Origin of the sequence: Pseudomonas lalkuanensis, from assembly GCF_008807375.1 — a bacterium.
GTDB classification, from domain to species: Bacteria; Pseudomonadota; Gammaproteobacteria; order Pseudomonadales; family Pseudomonadaceae; genus Metapseudomonas; species Metapseudomonas lalkuanensis.
On the sequence record NZ_CP043311.1, the window covers coordinates 3,450,536 to 3,467,391 of the forward strand.

14 protein-coding genes are annotated in these 16,856 nt (G+C 65.2%); 1 reads left to right on the plus strand and 13 read right to left on the minus strand.

All coding sequences use genetic code 11. The features are described from left to right. Position 1 precedes the first annotated feature (1 nt). The 7 genes from FXN65_RS16090 to FXN65_RS16120 all read right to left on the minus strand — a co-directional run bounded on the left by FXN65_RS16090 (position 2) and on the right by FXN65_RS16120 (position 9,164). Positions 2 to 961, minus strand: coding sequence for an HlyD family secretion protein (locus tag FXN65_RS16090; RefSeq protein ID WP_151134155.1), 960 nt, complete (start codon positions 959 to 961; stop codon positions 2 to 4). Positions 962 to 964: 3 nt separating this feature from the next. Further along, complete coding sequence (locus tag FXN65_RS16095) at positions 965 to 1,315, minus strand: DUF3302 domain-containing protein (RefSeq protein ID WP_151134157.1); 351 nt, start codon at positions 1,313 to 1,315, stop codon at positions 965 to 967. Positions 1,316 to 1,456: 141 nt separating this feature from the next. Further along, entirely contained in the window at positions 1,457 to 3,985 is a 2,529-nt protein-coding gene (locus tag FXN65_RS16100; protein ID WP_151134159.1) for an efflux RND transporter permease subunit, read from the minus strand. A gap of 18 nt (positions 3,986 to 4,003) precedes the next feature. Next, positions 4,004 to 5,056: a WD40/YVTN/BNR-like repeat-containing protein gene (locus tag FXN65_RS16105; protein WP_151134161.1), complete on the minus strand. Its 1,053-nt coding sequence runs from the start codon at positions 5,054 to 5,056 to the stop codon at positions 4,004 to 4,006. Positions 5,057 to 5,127: 71 nt separating this feature from the next. Next, positions 5,128 to 6,486, minus strand: coding sequence for a DUF1329 domain-containing protein (locus FXN65_RS16110; RefSeq protein WP_151134163.1), 1,359 nt, complete (start codon positions 6,484 to 6,486; stop codon positions 5,128 to 5,130). Positions 6,487 to 6,526: 40 nt separating this feature from the next. Next, positions 6,527 to 8,461, minus strand: coding sequence for a DUF1302 domain-containing protein (locus FXN65_RS16115; RefSeq protein ID WP_151134166.1), 1,935 nt, complete (start codon positions 8,459 to 8,461; stop codon positions 6,527 to 6,529). Between the two features lie 133 nt (positions 8,462 to 8,594). Next, positions 8,595 to 9,164, minus strand: a complete 570-nt coding sequence (locus FXN65_RS16120; protein WP_151134169.1) for an RBBP9/YdeN family alpha/beta hydrolase — start codon at positions 9,162 to 9,164, stop codon at positions 8,595 to 8,597. 371 nt (positions 9,165 to 9,535) lie between these two features. Here FXN65_RS16120 and FXN65_RS16125 point away from each other — a divergent pair, with 371 nt between their 5' ends. Continuing rightward, positions 9,536 to 10,540, plus strand: a complete 1,005-nt coding sequence (locus FXN65_RS16125; protein ID WP_151138849.1) for an AraC family transcriptional regulator — start codon at positions 9,536 to 9,538, stop codon at positions 10,538 to 10,540. Positions 10,541 to 11,453: 913 nt separating this feature from the next. Here FXN65_RS16125 and FXN65_RS16130 read toward each other — a convergent pair. The 6 genes from FXN65_RS16130 to FXN65_RS16155 form a co-directional block, all read right to left on the minus strand. Next, positions 11,454 to 12,464, minus strand: a complete 1,011-nt coding sequence (locus FXN65_RS16130; protein WP_151134172.1) for a YeiH family protein — start codon at positions 12,462 to 12,464, stop codon at positions 11,454 to 11,456. Then, entirely contained in the window at positions 12,446 to 12,796 is a 351-nt protein-coding gene (locus FXN65_RS16135) for a Rieske (2Fe-2S) protein (protein ID WP_151134174.1), read from the minus strand. Before FXN65_RS16135 ends, FXN65_RS16130 begins: the two co-directional genes overlap by 19 nt. Beyond that, positions 12,793 to 13,461: a DsbA family oxidoreductase gene (locus tag FXN65_RS16140; protein ID WP_151134177.1), complete on the minus strand. Its 669-nt coding sequence runs from the start codon at positions 13,459 to 13,461 to the stop codon at positions 12,793 to 12,795. The genes FXN65_RS16135 and FXN65_RS16140 overlap by 4 nt, the downstream gene beginning before the upstream one ends. Then, positions 13,461 to 14,762, minus strand: coding sequence for an MFS transporter (locus FXN65_RS16145; RefSeq protein ID WP_151134180.1), 1,302 nt, complete (start codon positions 14,760 to 14,762; stop codon positions 13,461 to 13,463). Before FXN65_RS16145 ends, FXN65_RS16140 begins: the two co-directional genes overlap by 1 nt. A 113-nt stretch (positions 14,763 to 14,875) precedes the next feature. Continuing rightward, on the minus strand, positions 14,876 to 15,928 hold the full coding sequence (locus FXN65_RS16150; protein ID WP_151134182.1) for a BKACE family enzyme: 1,053 nt from the start codon (positions 15,926 to 15,928) through the stop codon (positions 14,876 to 14,878). Positions 15,929 to 15,997: 69 nt separating this feature from the next. Beyond that, entirely contained in the window at positions 15,998 to 16,846 is an 849-nt protein-coding gene (locus tag FXN65_RS16155) for a TauD/TfdA dioxygenase family protein (protein ID WP_151134186.1), read from the minus strand. Positions 16,847 to 16,856: the final 10 nt, after the last annotated feature.

The following is a 16,856-nucleotide window of genomic DNA, read 5'->3' on the forward strand; positions in this document are numbered from 1 at the left end:
GTTAGTGGAACGGGAAGATGTAGTTCATCCAGGCCGCCATGCGCAGGAGGATCTTGCGCATGATCGCCACGTGGTGGAAGTGCTTGCTGTAGAGCGCCGCCTGGCCGTAGGAACCGCCCGGCATCAGAGCGGCGTACTGGGCGTACGCCGGGTCGGTGATTTCGATGAACACCGGCACGCGGCCCGGTGGCGGTGACCCGGTGAAGCTGATCAGGGTGCCGGACGGCTGCACCTGGCCTTCGCCAATCACCGAAATCACCTGCTTCACCTCGCCCTTGAACACTTTTCCGGGGATGCCGTCGAAGGCCACTTCAGCTTCGTCACCGGGCGTCAGGCGCAATTGGCTGTTCTGCCGCATCCAGGCGATGAAATAGAAGCCCTCGTCCGGAATGAAGACCATGGAGGGACGCAGCGGCAGCTTCACCGCCCGCACCCCTGGCCGCAATGACACATGGGTGACAAAACCCTTGCTCGGCGCGCGCACCACGGTGTTGTCGAGGTCGAATTTGGCGATATTGAGTTGCGCCTGCAGGTCGTCTACCCGTGCAGTGGTGAGGTCCACGTCGCGGCGGTTGCCGACATTGCGCGCCGCCAGCTCACGGGCGCGGGACTGGTCGGCACGGGCCGACACCAGCTGCGCCTGGATGGACTTCACCTTGTTCTCGAAGGGCGTCGGGTCGATGCGGAACAGCACATCGCCCTTTTCCAGGGGCTGGTTGGCCTTCACCGGCACTTCGGTTACCAGGCCGGACACCTCGGGCACGATGGGCACCGAGACGAAGTAGGTCCGCGCCACCTCCGAATAGGGGTGGTTGTAGTTCATCAGGAAGATCAGCGTACCGATCAGCACGATGCCGCCCAGCACGGCGGTGGGCACGCTCCACTTGTTCAGCGGGATCTTGAAGATCTTGAAGATGGCAACGCAGAACGCTGTGTAGGTGAGGATCAGCAACAGATCCATGGCTCAATCCTCCTTCTCGTTCCGGGCGGCCGACGTGCTTCCTTCGAGCTGTTCGATGCGCTGACGCAGCTCCGCCAATTGCTTGGCCAGGTCAGCGTCCTGGGCGGCGCCGGATTTGCCGTGGTCGAAGCCCCAGCCACGGTCCTCGCGGTACAACATGGCCCATATCCACAGGAATGGCCAAAGCGCATGGAGGGTGAACAGGCTCACCCAGCCCGCGGCGTGGATGGCGTCCTGATGGGGATGGTTACGGTGTACGGCAATTTCGTAGGGAATGTCGTGGAGCACGATGATGCCGTAGAACAGCACGATCCCCACGAAGAAGAGAACGCCCAGCGCGAAGTAATCAAGCATGTTGTTTTGTCCCTGGAGACGGCCCTCACAACCTGGGAGCAGGCACGTCGACGAATCCGAAAACGGTATCGCCGCCGGCCACAAGGCGGCCGGCGGCGATCCTCCGTTTTCCAGATTAGTCCAAGTTCCTTCGCTTGCGGGTCAGGGTTGCACGGACTCCATCCGGCTGCTTTGCACGGTCTCGGTGGTCGGCCTTGCGACTGGCTCATCGGCCGGAGTGACCGCGCGGGTCGCCTCGCCGCGCTCGCGCAGCAGGAAGTACGACAGCGCCGGAATCAGGATCAGCGCGCCGATCATGTTCCAGAGGAACATGAAGGTGAGCAGGATGCCCATGTCGGCCTGGAACTTGATGGGCGACCAGGCCCAGCACACCACGCCGGCGGCCAGGGTGATGCCCACCAGCGCCACCACGCGCCCGGTGAAGAACACGGCCTGCTTGTAGGCGGCCGCCAGCGGCAGCCCCTGGCGCTGGTACTGCAACTGCACGCTCAGCAGGTAGAGCGCGTAGTCCACACCGATACCCACGCCGAGCGCGATCACCGGCAGGGTGGCGACCTTCACGCCGATCCCCATCATCACCATCAGCGCCTCACAGAGCACCGACGTGAGCACCAGCGGCAGCAGCGCCACCACGGTCGCCCGCCAGCTGCGGAAGGTGACCAGGCAGAACAGGGTCACCGCCAGGTAGACATAGAGCAGCATGGTGCGGTTGGCGTCGCGCACGACGATGTTGGTCGCCGCCTCGATGCCGGCGCTGCCCGCCGCCAGCAGGAACTGCCGATCTTCGCTGCTGTTTTCAGCGGCGAAGCGGTCGGCGATGGCCACCACCTCGTCCAGGGTCTGGGCCTTGTGATCCTTGAGGAACGCGATCACCGGCATCAGCGAGCAGTCGGTGTTGAACAGCTCGGGGGTGTTTACCGACGCCTGCTGGGCGGCGTAGTTGAGCACATCCTGGTTGCGCTGCAGGCTGAGGAACTTCGGGTTGCCCTCGTAGGTGCCGGCGGTGATCTGCCGGACCGCGTTGGCCAGGGAAGCCGTGGCCTGCACGTTCGGGTGCTGTTGCAGGGCCCAGGCCAGGCGATCGGCCTGAATCAGGGTCTGGTAGTTCAGGCAGCCCTCGGGTGCCGTCTTCACCATGACCGCGAACAGGTCGCTGGACAGCGCGTAGTGGCTGGTGATGTAGGCGTTGTCACGGTTGTAGCGGGACTCCGGGCGCAGTTCCGGTGCGCCGGCATCCAGGTCGCCGATCTGCAGGTGCAGGCTGACCATGAATCCCGCCAAACCCAGCACCGAGGCCAGGGCGACGGTAGTCAGGGCCCAGCGCTTCTCGGTGAAGCGGTCGAGGAAGTCCCACACATGGCCGAAGCCCTTGTGCGCGGCGGCGTTGTTGTCGATGCGCAGGGCGCGCTCGGCGGCCTTCTTGCCCACGCCGACGTAGGACAGCGCCACCGGCATCATCAGCAGGGTGGTGAGGATCAGCACGGCCACACCGATGCTGGCGGTGATGGCCAGGTCCTGGATCACCGGGATGTCGATCAGCATCAGCACCGCAAAGCCCACGGCGTCGGCCAGCAGCGCGGTGACACCGGCCAGGAACAGACGGCGGAAGGTGTAGCGCGCCGCCACCAGGCGATGGGTGCCCAGGGCGATGTCCTGCATGATGCCGTTCATCTTCTGCGCCGCGTGGGACACGCCGATGGCGAAGATCAGGAACGGCACCAGGATCGAGTACGGGTCCAGCGCGTAGCCCAGCCAGGCGACGATGCCCAGCTGCCAGACCACCGCCAGCAGCGAGCAGACGATCACCAACAGGCTGCTGCGCAGGCAGCGGGTGTAGGCCAGGATGATGAAGAAGGCGGTGACCACGGCCAGGCCGAAGAAGGCCATGACGCGCATCAGGCCGTCGATCAGGTCACCCACCAGCTTGGCGAAGCCGATGACGCGGATCTTGATCGCGCCCTGCCCTTCTTCGCCCGACGCCTGGGCCCTGGTATCGCCGGCGTATTCGAAGCGCAGGCGGAACTTGTCTTCCAGGGTGCGGGAGAACTGGTGGTAGTCCACGCCCTGGCCGCCGGCGGTGGCCTGGTCCAGCAGCGGAACAACCAGCATGGTGGACTTGAAGTCGTTGGCCACCAGGCTGCCGACGATACCGGCGCGGGCGATGTTCTGCCGCAGCTGTTCGATGCTGGCGGGCGAGCCGTCGTAGCCATCGGGCATCACCGGGCCGCCCTGGAAGCCTTCTTCGGTCACTTCGGTCCAGCGCACGCCGGGCGCCCAGAGGGACTTCATCCAGGCGCGGTCGACGCCGGGGGTGAGGAACAGCTCGTCGTGCACCTGCTTGAGGGCGTCGAGGTAGGCGGGGTCGAAAATGTCACCCTGGGTGTTCTCGACCACGACCCGCACGCTGTTGCCCAGGCCTCGCAGGGCCTTGCGGTTCTCCAGGAAGTTCTGGATGTAGGGATGTCCCTGGGGAATCATCTTCTCGAAGCTGGGCTTGAGCTCCAGGCGGGTAATGGCCATGTAGCCCAGCAGCAGGGTCACCAGGAGGATGCCGGCCACGAACGGCAGCCGGTGGTTGAACACCATGCGCTCGAGCAGGTTGCCGCTCCGCGCATCGAAGTCTTTCAGATCCCGGATTACCGGCATCGCGGTTTGTTTAATGCCGCCCATGATGGGGTCGCCTCGCTCTTATTCTTGTTTTCCGGTAGCCAGGGTGCGCTGGGCGAAGCCCCGCGCGCCCACCAGCAGCAGGCCGTTGTCGCCTGACGCCAGGGCGCCGTAGACCGGTACCGGCTGGCCGATGTCCAGATGCTGGAAGCTGCTGCCCTGATCGCTGCTGGCCAGGGCCTGGCCGGTCTGGCCGAACAGGTAGAGATGGCCGCGCGCATCGCGAGCGGACGCGGTGATGCTGGCGTTCAGCCCGGTCTCGACCTGGCTCCAGCTCGCGCCACCATCGACGCTGCGGTAGGCGTGGCCGCGCAGGCCGTAGGCCAGGACCACGTCAGGCTGGACGCTGAGGCCGAAGAAGCTGCCCTGGTAGGGTGACGTCAGGGCCTGGAAGCGCTCGCCACTGTCGTCGAGGCGCAGCAGCAGGCCCTGCTCCCCGGCGATGAACACCTGCTTGCCATCGCCAGCGATGGCGGCCAGGTGGTAGCCGGAGGGGTTTTCAGTGCGGTCGGCCCAGGGCTGCCAGCTCTTGCCGCCGTCGCGGGTGCGGAAGATCAGGTTGAAAGCGCCGACCACGAAGCCGTTTTGCGCATCACTGAACCAGACGTCGAGAAAGGGTTTGTCGGCGCCTTCGGTTTCGATGCGCTTGCCTTCGTCGAGCCATTGCGCGGCGTCGGGCCGGGTTGCGTAGTAATCCTGCATCAGACGGCCAAGCTGGCGGCCATCGAGCTGCTTCTCCCAGCTGGCGCCGCCGTCACGGCTGTGCAGCACGACACCGTCGTGCCCTACCGCCCAGCCTTCGCTGGCCGTGGGGAACTGCACGGCGTTGAGATCGGAACTGACTGGAACGCTGGCCTGGGTCCAGCTGGCGCCCTGATCGTCGGAATAAAGGATATGGCCGCGCTGGCCCACGGCCACCAGCCGCTGACCGGCCTGGGCCAGGTCCAGCAGGGGGCTGCGTACCGCCAGTTCGCTGCGCTGTGCCGGCAGGTCGAGCACATCGACCAGGGACGCGGCATGGGCATTGCCCGCCATGAGGGCCATGCCCAGGGCGATGAACTTGAAAGAAAACATCGGGACTGTCCTCTGAAAAAGAAAGCGGTTGCCGCTCCCCCACACTCAAAGGGAGCGGCAACCAACCTGGCTTAGCGAATGCCGGCGCCAGCCAGGGACTCGGCTGCCCACTGAGCCTTGGTCAGCGGGTCGATATAACGGATGCCGCCGTACGGGCCAACGATGCCGTTGATGTTGTAGGAGTTACCCACCAGGTCGTAGATCACGAACGGGGTGGTGTCCGGTACCTGCTTGTCGTAGCTCTGGCTGAGGAAAGCGAAGGAGCCACGGTAGATCTGCCCACGGGCGTCGTACTGGTCGGAGGCCAGGGCGACCCAGCTGTCCTCATCCAGGTAGAAGCGGCGCTTGGCGTAGATGTGACGGGCGCCGGCCTTCAGGGTGCCTTCCACCACCCAGACGCGGTGCTTCTCCCAGCGCACGTAGTCGGGTGCCAGGTGGTTGGCAGTGGTCAGGGCCTTCGGGTCCTGGGCGTAGGTCAGCTTGTAGGTGTTGTAGGGAACGATGAGTTCCTGCTTGCCGACCAGTTTCCAGTCATAGCGGTCCAGGGCGCCGTTGAAGACGAACACGTCATCGTAGGTGCCGGCACCGGCGGTACCCGGGTTCGGGGTGTCGTAGGCCAGGCTCGGCGCGAGTTTCACGCGGCGCTGGCCGGGCAGGTACTGCCAGGCGCGGCGCGGCTGCTCGACGGCGTTGGCGGCGTCCTTGAGCATGATCGCCTCGCCGGCGCGGCGAGCGGGACCCGAGTAGTACAGCTTCATCTGGTAATACACGTCGGTATTGGCGATGGGCTTGTTCAGGTCTTCGTAGATCGGGTAGTTGATGAAGGCCTGGCCGGTGGTGGCCAGGGTGGCAACGCCCGCGGCGTCGACGTTCCAGGAGTCGTATTTGGAGTTGATGGTCACGCCCTGGTAGCGCAGCAGGTGGTTCCACATGGCTTCGGCGCCCGACTGCGGGATCGGGAACGGTACGCCCGGCAGGACGTTTTCGAGCGCCAGGCCGTCGTTGGCGGTCTTGGCGCCAGTGGCGTTCTTCACCGCGTTGTCCAGCACCGGCTGCGGCATGGCCACGGTGCGGTGGGTCGGGTAGACGTCAACGCGGAACTCCGGGTAGCGCTTGGCCAGTTCCACGGTAGTGGCGCTGAGCAGGTTCTTGTACTGGTCGACGTTCTTGCCGTCGATCACCATCACCGGCTTCTCGCTGGCGAAGGGATCGGGACGCATGCTGTCGCCGGCCTTGAAGCCTGCCGGAGCGGTGGTCAGGCCCCCCTCATAGGCCGGGATCGAACCATCGGCACTGGCCGCTTTCTCGGCCCCCACCAGGGTCAGGTTGGTGCCCAGTTTTGCGGCTTCGGCGGGCGATACGGCGGCATGGACGGAACCAGCGAAGGCCACCGCGAGGGAAGCCGCCATCAGAGTTTTCACGAATTTCATCTCGTTGTTCTCCTGCTCTTTTTTTGAGCTATGCGGAATGTCAGAAGGTGGTCTTCAAGGTCAGGTACACCGCGCCACGGTCTTCCGTGGTAGCCCCGCCGCCGGAGAAGGAGGAATAGCCCCCGGCGAAGCAGGTGTAGCGCTGCGTGGCATCCAATGCGTTAGGTGTCGAGCCGTCGGTGGCTCCGTTGGTGCACTTCTCGGCATCGCCGAAAGAGTCCACGTACTTCAGGTCCACGAAGTACTGGTTGTAGATGGCCGCGCCGACGCCGACCGAGTAGGTGCCGGTGTCTTCGGCGCCGCCGCCCTGGACCGGGGAAACGCCGTCCAGGCCGACGTTGACGGACATCGGTGCGGACAGGTCCACACCCGGGAACACCTGGTACCAGGTGGGAGTGAAGTTCACCGCGACGCCCCAGTTGTCGCGGGTCGGCTTGTCGATGCCACGGTAGGTGTCCTTGCCCTTGTAGAGCGCCTCGTTATGGCTATCGAGCTTCAGCAGGTTGCTGTAGTAGAGCTCGCCCAACAGCGATGCCGAGTCGAACAGCGGCGTGTCGCCGATGGTCACCAGGCCGTTGACGGTCCAGTGCAGGGTGTCGCCGGTGGCGCTCATGCTGTCGCCGCTGCTTGGCAGTTCGGTGACCACACCGGTTCCCGGAACACGGGCAGGCAGCAGGCCCAGGCCTGCCGCCAGGCCGCCGGGGCCGGTGGCGCTGACAATGGCCGGGATGCTCGCCAAGGGCATGTTGTGGCGGATGTTCAGGTCGCTGGCCACGCTGACGCCACCGACGTCCTTCGACAGGCTCAGGCCGAAGATGTCGATGTCGTCGCCATAGGCGAACTTGTAGTTGGTGGTGCTGATGGAGTTACGCACGTTGGCAATGGCGCCGGCCGGCAGCGGGTTGGCGCCGCGCGCCGACAGACCGGTGCCGTCGAGCACCGCCTGCGGGAGGATTTCCGACGTCTGGCGGTAATAGGCGCCAAGGGTGCCGTCCAGCCACTCCGGCGACCACTTCAGCATCAGGCCCCAGTCACCCCGCTTGTCCGGGGTGATGTCGTGGCCACGGGCGATGCTGGTGAGGGTGCCGTTCGGTCCCGCCAGGCCCGGACCGCCGGTGTGGCCGAGGATGAAGGACTGGGCGCCGAAGCCCACCAGGTCGGAGCTGCCGTAGTAGGTGCCGGCCTCGGGCAGACGCGCAGCGTCCCAGTCCAGGAAGTACTGGGCGGCAACGGTCAGCTCGGGGTTGATGGTGAAGGACGCGGAAATCTGGTTACGCGGAACGAACAGTTCCTTGGCCTCGGTGCCCGGAGCCGCGGACAGCTTGGCCAGGTCCAGGCCGGACTGGCCATAGCTGATGCCATGCACGGGGTTCAGGATGGTCTCGCCCCAGTACACGTTGTGCTGGCCGGCCTTGATGCTGAACATCGACTCTTCGCCGACCTCGGTGCTGTAGAACACGAAGGCGTCGAGGATTTCGCCGGACGGGCCGCTGTAGTAACGCTGGGCGTAGTTGGAAAGGTGCGGGCTGCCCAGTACCGCATTGTTGGTGCCGGGCTGGCCGGCAATACGGGAGAAGGCCTCGTTGCCGTTGACGAACGGGTTCGAGTTGGAGCCGGTGTTGTCGTAGGCCTTGTCGTACCAGCTGGCGGCGCTGACACGGAAGCCCTTGTTGCCCTGGTGGATCACGTCCAGCTCAGTCAACAGGTCGACGCGATTGGTGATGTTGGTGCCGGAACGGCGGAAGTTGTAGTCGCCGTCGTTGTTGTTCGGCGTGGCCAGCATGCGCTTGTCCGCGCTCTCGGTGCGAACGCCGTAGTTGTACTTCACCGTGTTGTCGAAGCGAACCGACCAGTCCGGATTCCCGGTATCGACCTCGAAGGCCTGCACCATGGCCGGCACGCCCAATCCGGCTGCAATGGCCGAGGCGAGCAGGCACCTGCGCAGGTTGAGGTTGTGATTGTTCTTGTTGTTCATGCGTTGGCTCCGCTTCTTGTTGTAGTGGCTACCGCAACCCTTTCCGTGCTCCTTGCCTGTCCAGCGCGCAGCCGGTTGCTTGGCCGCGTGCCATCTCGCCGGACTCCCCGACGGACTTCGATTGATTTGTGCTTCAGCGATCCAGCATCTGGATCAATTCATGCGCGTAGGGCCATTCGCCGTAACCCGATGCCGGGTTGAGGTGCCCTACCTGGCCCAGTTCGACCAGGCTGCTTTCCCAGTCGTTGGCCATGCGGCGCACCGCTTCCAGGCTGGCGAGGTGGTCGTCGTCGCTGGCGCAAACGAGGGTGGGGAACGGCAACGGTTGGCGCGGCAGCGGGGTCCAGCCATTGGCATGCAGGGACGCCGGGCTCGGATAGTTCTCGGGCCAGGTGGCGTCGAGATCCGGCGGGGTCGCCAGCAGCGCGCCCTTGATCGGCCGGCTGTAGCGGGCTGCCCAGTGCACCACCATGAGGGCGCCGGCGCTGTGGGCCACCAGGATCACCGGGCCGTCGATCTGCTCCAGCTCACGCTGGATGGCCTCGACCCGGGCCGGCAGGCTCAGCTTGTCCTGCTCCAGCGGCGGAACGCTGCGGACCTTCGGCAGTTGTTCTGCCAGCAGGGTCTGCCAGTGCTCCGGCACATGGTCCCGAAGACCCGGGACGATGAGGATGGTTGTGCTGTTCTTATCGTTGTCGTTCACGTCATTGACCTGTTGCGTCTGATGGGATCGCCATCGCGGCGGAAGGAACTTCGTGATGCAAACAGTAGAGGTGCAAGGGGGTAGCCGCTTTGCATAGAACGTCAGGTGCTTCGCATTTCATGACAACGCGTTTTTGCCCCGCCTGACGGTTCGCCCGGGGGCCACGCCCGCCGTCCGTGGCCTGGGCCAATTTCCAGGGATTGGCTTTACTTTCATCTGGCCGGAAAGAGGAAAAATGCCGGCGTTGTCATGAAAGACAAATTCAAAGACTATCCGCGACGACGAATTCACTTCGCTTTAAACGACAATAACGATCGGTGGTGCTCCCCCGCCTCCGGCACAACAGCAGCGTGGCGATCGACATGACCCCAATGGTTCGCGCGGCGGCCCTCACCAACTACATGGAAGTGGCCCAGCACCTCGGCCTCAACCCGCAGCAGATGCTGCGCCAGGCGGGCCTCAGCCAGGCACTGATAGAAAACCCCGAACAACGCCTGCCCACCTCGGCGGCCGCCACCCTGCTGGAAGACTCCGCCCGCGCCAGCGGCTGCCTCACCTTCGGCCTGCGCATGGCCGAGTCCCGCCAGCTTTCGGACTTCGGCGCCATCAGCCTGCTGCTGTCGCACCAGCCGACGCTGCGCGACGCGCTGGAGACCATTGTCCAGTACCGCCACCTGCTCAACGAATCCCTCGCACTGTTCGTGGACGAGGTGGGCAAGACGGTGGTGCTGCGGGAAGAGATCATCACCGACCCGCCGGTGGCCGTGCGCCAGGGCATCGAGCTGGCCATCGGCGTGCTGTTCCGCATGTGCAGCGCCCTCCTCGGCGCGGGCTGGCGTCCGCTGGCGGTGAACTTCACCCACGACGCACCGCCCGACCTGCAACTGCATCGGCGGGTGTTCGGCTGCAAGGTGGAATTCGGCAGCGAGTTCAACGGCATCGTTTGCCAGGCCGCCGACCTGGACAAGGCCAACCCCCTGGCCGACCCGGCCATGGCCCGGCACGCCCGGCGCCTGGTGGAGTCCCTGCCCGGCGCGGCCCAGCAATCGACCCTGAACGACGTGCGCAAGGCGATCTACCTGCTGCTGCCCATGGGCCGCGCCACCATCGAGCAGATCGCCCAATCCCTGGGGATGAACGTGCGCACGCTGCAGCGGCGCCTGGAGGAAAGCCAGATGACCTTCTCCGACCTGATCAACGAGGTGCGTCGCGACCTGGTCCTGCGCTACATGGAGAACCCGCGCTATTCCCTCTCCCGCATCGCCGACCTGCTGGGCTACTCGGTACCCAGCTCCTTCACCCGCTGGTTCACCACCCAGTTCGGCACGGCCCCGGCGGCCTGGCGCCGCGAGCATCAGGTGAAGGCGGACGAGTAAGGGATGCGATCTCGAGGGGTTGCGACGCTCAAGGGGCCCATCTAGCGCAGCCCTTTGGCACAGTCCTGTGGGAGCGATTTCAATCGCCTAGCAGGACGCAGTCCTGCCGCCCTGCGAGAGCGAATTCATTCGCGAAGATGGCCAGGCACCTTACCTGCCATTGGCAGCCCCCTCCCCCGCCCCCTCTCCCAGAGGGCGCGGGGTGACTCGCGCCGGCGAGGCACAAACAATCCTGAAGCAACCACCGGCCTGAAACTGAGCGGCTAGGGTGGGGCGGCGAATTCGCCCCTTCAGGAGGCCGAGCGGAATCGTTGCAAAACGCAGCGAAGCGAAGTAACAGCCAAAGGCTGGCCCGAAGGACGAGCGGCATGAATGCCGCGAGAGGCGTGTGGGGCCATGAATGGCCCCTCTCGCCGTGCCCCCGGCGCAACGATGGAGCGAGGGGCGTTTGGCGAAGGCAAACGGGGACGCCGAGTTCCGGATGCAGGGGCAAGACCTTTGCTTCCTTTGGGTTGGGCGGCACTCCGTCGTTTGCCAAAGGGAGTCGCCTGGGAAGGCGAAACCACAAACAGCCGCAAAACTCGGCAAGCAGTCTGGCCCACAGTTGAAGCCGACATAGCCCGCGCATTCGCGGACTGGATCGCCGCGTGCTGCCAATTGCCGCGCATCGATGGGTATCGCTCCGCTCCACCCATCCTATGGCGCCACCCGTTCAGGGCCTTCGTAGAGTGGGCCACGCTTTATCGATCCACCATTCGTATTCATCGCCGACCTGCGAGAACCTCCGCTCCCACAAAAAATGAAGGCAAAAAAAACCGCGCGTCGAAACCCGTCCCAGGAGGCTTCGTCGCGCGGCAAAGTGCCCGCTGTGGCAGGCGTCGATGACCCCCTCACGGGAGCAGGAGTAAGGGTTTCAGAAGCCCCAATGCAGCATGGCCAGTACCAGGACGGCGAGGAATGCGGTCTCCCCCACCATCAGCAGGATGGGCTTGATACCCACCGAGGCCAGGTCCTTGAGTTGGGTTTTCATGCCCAGGGCGCTGATGGCGATCACCAGGCACCAGCGCGACAGTTCATTGCCGGCTTCTTGCACCACCGGCGGAATCACACCCGTGCTGTTGATCGCGGCGAGGATCACGAAGCCCACCGCGAACCAGGGCAGCAGCGGCGGCCGCTTGCTCCCCGGCTCGGCGCCGCGCATGCGGGTGATCATTGCGGCGCAGACGATCACCGGCAGCAGCATCGCCACACGCATCAGCTTGACCACGGTGGCGCTGTCGCCGGTCTCGTGGGACATGCTGTAGCCCGCGCCCACCACCTGGGCGACGTCATGGATGGTGCCGCCGATGAAGAACCCGGCATGCAACGGCGAGAGCCCAAGGGCCTCGGCGATCATCGGATAGAGGATCATCGCCAGGGTGGACAGCGCCGATACGCCGATTACCGTGAACAGCGTCGCGCGTTCCTTCTGCGGATGGCTGGGCAGGGCCGCCGCCAGGGCCAGGGCCGCCGAAGCGCCACAGATGGCGGTGGCGCCGCCGGTAAGCAGGCCGAACAGGCTGTTGAAGCCGAGCAGACGCGCCACTGCGACTGACACAAGGATGGTAACCACCACCAGTGCCACCACCATGGCGACTGGCTGCCAGCCGAGCGACGCGATCTGTTCCAGGGTGATGCGAATGCCCAACAGCGCCACGCCAACCCGCAGTACTTCGCGGGCGGTGAACTCGATACCGGGCTTGCACGCGCCGTCGGTCGCCAGGAAGTTCACCGCGAGGCCCAGCAGGAGGGCGAAGAGCATCACCGGAGCACCGTAGTGCTCGGAAAGGAAGGTGGCCGCGGCGGCGACCACGGCGCTGACGATCACACCGGGCATCAATACCCGGGTACGCGACCCCAGCGCGGTTATTGCTGTTGCAGACATACGATTGATTCCTGCGGACGCGGCCGCGATAGATCGATGAAACAACGGCCCTGCTGCAGCTCCACCGCATAGGTGGCGACACCGAAGCCTTTCACGCCAGCCACGCAGCCGGTGGCGAGATCGAAGCGCAGGCCGTGGGCCGGGCAATGCAGCAGGCGCCCGTCCAGGCGGCCACCGAACAGCGAGGCGCCGTTGTGCGGGCAGCCTTCGTCGATGGCATAGAGCTCGCCGTTCAGGTTGAACAGCACCAGCGACTTTCCTTCATGGCGGAACAGGCTGCGCCCGCCCGCGGGCGGCACCTGCGCTGCCGGAACCTCCAGCAACCGGCTCATGCGGTGCAGGCCTCCGCCACGGCGCGCAGATCCAGGGCGCGCTGCAACTGGGCCAGCATCAGCCACGGCGGCTGGGCGCCGGCCAGCGACAGGCGCCGGTCGATCGCAAAGGACGGCACTGCCTGGGTAGCCGGGACGGCGTCGCTTCCGATATAGGGGCGCCCGTCGTCGAACAGCGCGGCTTCCAGGCGGCGCGGGTCGAAACCACACTGCCTGGCCACGCTCAGCAGCAGTTCGCTGTTGCCCAGGTCCTCGCCAGACTGGAAGTAGCCGGCAAACAGACGCTCCAGCAGGGTATCCACCTGCCGCTCGCTGCCCTGCTCCATGGCCAGGGCCAGCAGGCGGTGGGCATTGGCGGTGTTGGGCATGACTTCGATGCGACGCAGGTCCACGTCCACGTCGGCGTGGTAGGCGGCATCCTGCACCTGCTCCTGGCGGGCACGTACCGCGGCTTCGCTACCGAGGCGTTGCACATAGAACTCCATGAAGGGCACGCCTTGCGCCGGCAGGTGGGGCAGCAGCTGCACGCCGCGCCAGCGCGTCTGCACCTGCACATCCGGGCGACTCTGCGCGAGTGTGCGCACGGCCTTTTCCAGGTTGCGTTTGCCAATCAGGCACCAGGGACAGATGAAGTCGAAAGTCATTTCGACCAACAGCGATTTCATTAACGTTCCTCACTTGCCATCAGCGGTGCGAGCTTCTGGATGTCCTTCTGGTAGTGGCGCTTGCCGTACCAGAACACCAGGGCCGCGGCGACGCTGATCAACGGAATCAACTGGAAGGCACGATCCAGGCCGAAGAAATCGGCCAGCACGCCTGTGACATAGGGTCCGGGCGCCAGGCCAAGCAGGTTGTTGGCCAGGGTCAGGGTGGCAAAGGCAGTACCGTGGATCGAGTAGTGGGTCAGGTTGGCGACCATGGCGCCGGCCGGGCCGGAGGTGCCGGTCGCCACCAGCATGGCCAGGGCAATGGTCACCAGCTGGGGTACGCCGGGGGCCATCTGGAAGGCTACCGACAGCAGCACGCAGCTGATCAGGCAGTAGGCGATGGCCAGGGCGATCTTGCGGTCCGGGGCATTGCGGCACATGCGGTCGCTGAGGATGCCGCAGAGGATCATGCCGGCGCCGCCGGTGAGCACGATGATGGCCGAGACAGCGCCAGCCTGATCGGTGCCCATGTGGTAGTAACGATTCAGGTAGCTGGGGAACCACACCATCACCGCCGCACCGACGAACAGCTGCAGGCCGCTACCGACGTAGGCGCAGACCACCGAGCGGCTGGCGAACAGGGTTTTCAGCGGACGGCGGCAGGGAAATTCGTCCGTTGCGCTCGGCGCCGGCAGCGGACTACCGATGCGCGATTGCTTGACCACCATCGGATAGACCAGCGCCAGCACCAGGCCGAAGATCGCCATGCCGGTGAAGGACCAGCGCCAACCCAGGTGTTGCGCCAGGACGCCGCCCAGGGCCATGCCCAGTACCGAGCCGAACATGCCGCCGGCCATGAAGGCACCAGTGATGGTGGCGCGCATCTCGCGAGGGAATACCGACAGCACCACGGCGATACCGACGCTGCCATAGGCCGCTTCGCCCACACCCACCAGGAAGCGGGCGATGAACATGTGCTCGTAGTTTTTCGCCAGGCCGCAGGCCAGGGTTGCCAGGCTCCAGAGCGTGGCCATCAGTACCAGGCTCTTCACCCGCCCCCAACGGTCTGCCAGCAACGACAGCGGAAAGGTCAAGAGCCCCACCATCAGCGCGACGATGCCGCTGAGCAGACCAAGCTGGGAATCGGTGAGCGTCCATTCGGACTTGAGCAGCGGGAATACCGCGTTGAGCACCTGCCGCGACATGTAGTCGGAGATCAGCAGGCCGAACGTCAGGGCGAAGACAACCCAGGCGTAGGTGCGGGGGACGTTCACGGCCGATTGGTCGAAATCGGCGGTGGCAGCGGAATGAAAGGCCATCGCGGTTACCTTGAATCTGTGCGTGTAGTTGTTTTTGTCACGCTAGCTGGCGGGGACGCGGTTGGCACCCTGCCGGGGCCGGCCTTTTGGGCCGGCCCTTCTGGCTACGCTGGTCAGGTACGCATCGGAACGTGCTTCTGACCCGGCTGGCGGTTCGGCGCCATGCCGTTCATGCGCAGGGTTTCTTCCACGTCCTTGTACTCCACGCCGATCTTGTAGATCTCGCGCGCTTCCTTGCCGCTGGCGATTTCGCGGCCCAACTCGTGGGCGATGCGCACCGTCTGCTGGATCTGCTGCACCGAGGTGAAGCGCTTGCCGTGCTGATCGATGATGGTGTCCTCGATGCCGACGCGCGGGTGCAGGCCCATCGCGAGGGCCATGGTGTTGAACGGCAGGACGTTCTTCAGCAGCGACTCGGCGGTGAGGGTGCCGCCGTTCGGGGCACGGTGGATGAAGTTGAAGAAGTTGAACGGGTTGGGGCCGTCGAAACCGCCGCCGATGCCGATCCAGGTCAGGTTCAGCGGGCCCTTGTAGACGCCCTTGCGCACCAGGCGCTCGAGGGTTTCCAGGGCGTGGATGCCGGTGAGCTGGAAGTGCGGCTGGATGCCGTTGGCCATCAGGCGCTTGAGGTGCTCCTCGACCCAGGCCGGGCCGGCCGGCACGGTCATCTCACTGTAGGCGGCCTGGTAGACCGGGTTTTCCAGGGAGGTGCCCTTCAGGTACTCCGGATAAAGGAGTTCCATGATGTTCATCTGGGTGGTGTTGATGGCCACGGTGACCTGGTCGGGCTTCGGGGTCAGCTCGGCCAGCATGTGGCGGGTGTCGTCGGACAGCCACTTGGCCGCCTCGCCTTCGCTCTCGGGGGCGAAGGAAATGGAGCCGCCCACCTGGATGATCATGTCCGGTACGGCTTCACGCACGCCGGCGATCAGCTCGTTGAACTTGGACAGGCGCTTGGAGCCGGTGCCGTCCAGTTCACGCACGTGCAGGTGGAGGACGGTAGCGCCTGCTTCATAGCAGTCAACGGCCTTCTGGACCTGCTCGTCCATGGTCACCGGAATGTCTTCCGGGAAGTCGGCCGGCATCCACTCGGGGCCGTAGGGCGCCACGGTGATGACCACCTTTTCCATGTTTTCCGGGTGCAGGGAATCGTCGAGGAATTGCATGGGGATCTCCGGGTTAAGTTCTTGTTCAGGGGTCCCGGCCGGGCATCACCCGGCTGGGCGGACAGGTGGTCAGAAGGTCTTGTCGCCGATGATCCCGGCGCGCTCCATCTTGCGGACGCAGGGCGGGTAATCCATCACGGCGTAGTGCTGGGTGGAGCGGTTGTCCCAGATGGCCACGCTGTTCTTCTTCCAGCGCCAGCGCACCTGGTACTCGGGGATGTAGGCCTGGCTGACCAGATAGCGCAGCAGGTCGCTGCCGCCCATGCTGTAGTCCTGGCCGTAGCGCACGCGCTCGGGGGTATGGAAGTTGGTGAAGTGGGTGGCGAAGGCGTTGACGAAGAGAATCTTCTCGCCGGTTTCCGGGTGGGTGCGCACCACCGGATGCTCGGCGTCCGGGTACATGGCCTTGAGCGCCAGGCGCTTCTCGACGGGCATGGCCGCACCGAAGCTCGCCTCGATGCTGTGGCGGGCGCGCAGGCCCTCGATGCGCGCTTTCACATCTTCCGGCAGCTTCTCGTAGGCCAGGGCCATGTTCGCCCACATGGTGTCGCCGCCCACTGGCGGGCACTCCACGCAGCGCAGCACGCAACCCATGGGCGGGGCGTCGCGCCAGGTGGCGTCGGTGTGCCAGGCGTTCTCGTAGCGGTCGTTGGGTTGGTCAGGGTCCTTGTAGATGCGCACCAGGCCCGGATGCTCCGGGTCGCTGCCGGCCACCGGATGGTCTTCCAGCTCGCCGAAGCGACGGGCGAAGGCCACGTGCTCGGCACGGCTGATCTTCTGGTCACGCAGGAACAGCACCTTGTGCTTGAGCAGCAGCGCCTTGATCTCGGCGAACAGACCCTCGTCCCGGGCGGCATCGCCCAGGTTCACACCGCTGATTTCGGCGCCGATGGCGCAAGTGAGTTGCTCTACATTCATGACCAGCGCC

What these genes read in the sequence shown, in the direction of transcription:
- FXN65_RS16105 (WP_151134161.1), bottom strand. Translation starts at nt 5,056, where the DNA reads ATGTTTTCTTTCAAGTTCATCGCCCTGGGCATGGCCCTCATGGCGGGC.
- FXN65_RS16150 (WP_151134182.1), bottom strand. Translation starts at nt 15,928, where the DNA reads ATGCAATTCCTCGACGATTCCCTGCACCCGGAAAACATGGAAAAGGTG.
- FXN65_RS16130 (WP_151134172.1), bottom strand. Translation starts at nt 12,464, where the DNA reads ATGTCTGCAACAGCAATAACCGCGCTGGGGTCGCGTACCCGGGTATTG.
- FXN65_RS16090 (WP_151134155.1), bottom strand. Translation starts at nt 961, where the DNA reads ATGGATCTGTTGCTGATCCTCACCTACACAGCGTTCTGCGTTGCCATC.
- FXN65_RS16095 (WP_151134157.1), bottom strand. Translation starts at nt 1,315, where the DNA reads ATGCTTGATTACTTCGCGCTGGGCGTTCTCTTCTTCGTGGGGATCGTG.
- FXN65_RS16125 (WP_151138849.1), top strand. Translation starts at nt 9,536, where the DNA reads ATGGTTCGCGCGGCGGCCCTCACCAACTACATGGAAGTGGCCCAGCAC.
- FXN65_RS16155 (WP_151134186.1), bottom strand. Translation starts at nt 16,846, where the DNA reads ATGAATGTAGAGCAACTCACTTGCGCCATCGGCGCCGAAATCAGCGGT.
- FXN65_RS16135 (WP_151134174.1), bottom strand. Translation starts at nt 12,796, where the DNA reads ATGAGCCGGTTGCTGGAGGTTCCGGCAGCGCAGGTGCCGCCCGCGGGC.
- FXN65_RS16115 (WP_151134166.1), bottom strand. Translation starts at nt 8,461, where the DNA reads ATGAACAACAAGAACAATCACAACCTCAACCTGCGCAGGTGCCTGCTC.
- FXN65_RS16110 (WP_151134163.1), bottom strand. Translation starts at nt 6,486, where the DNA reads ATGAAATTCGTGAAAACTCTGATGGCGGCTTCCCTCGCGGTGGCCTTC.
- FXN65_RS16100 (WP_151134159.1), bottom strand. Translation starts at nt 3,985, where the DNA reads ATGGGCGGCATTAAACAAACCGCGATGCCGGTAATCCGGGATCTGAAA.
- FXN65_RS16145 (WP_151134180.1), bottom strand. Translation starts at nt 14,762, where the DNA reads ATGGCCTTTCATTCCGCTGCCACCGCCGATTTCGACCAATCGGCCGTG.
- FXN65_RS16140 (WP_151134177.1), bottom strand. Translation starts at nt 13,461, where the DNA reads ATGAAATCGCTGTTGGTCGAAATGACTTTCGACTTCATCTGTCCCTGG.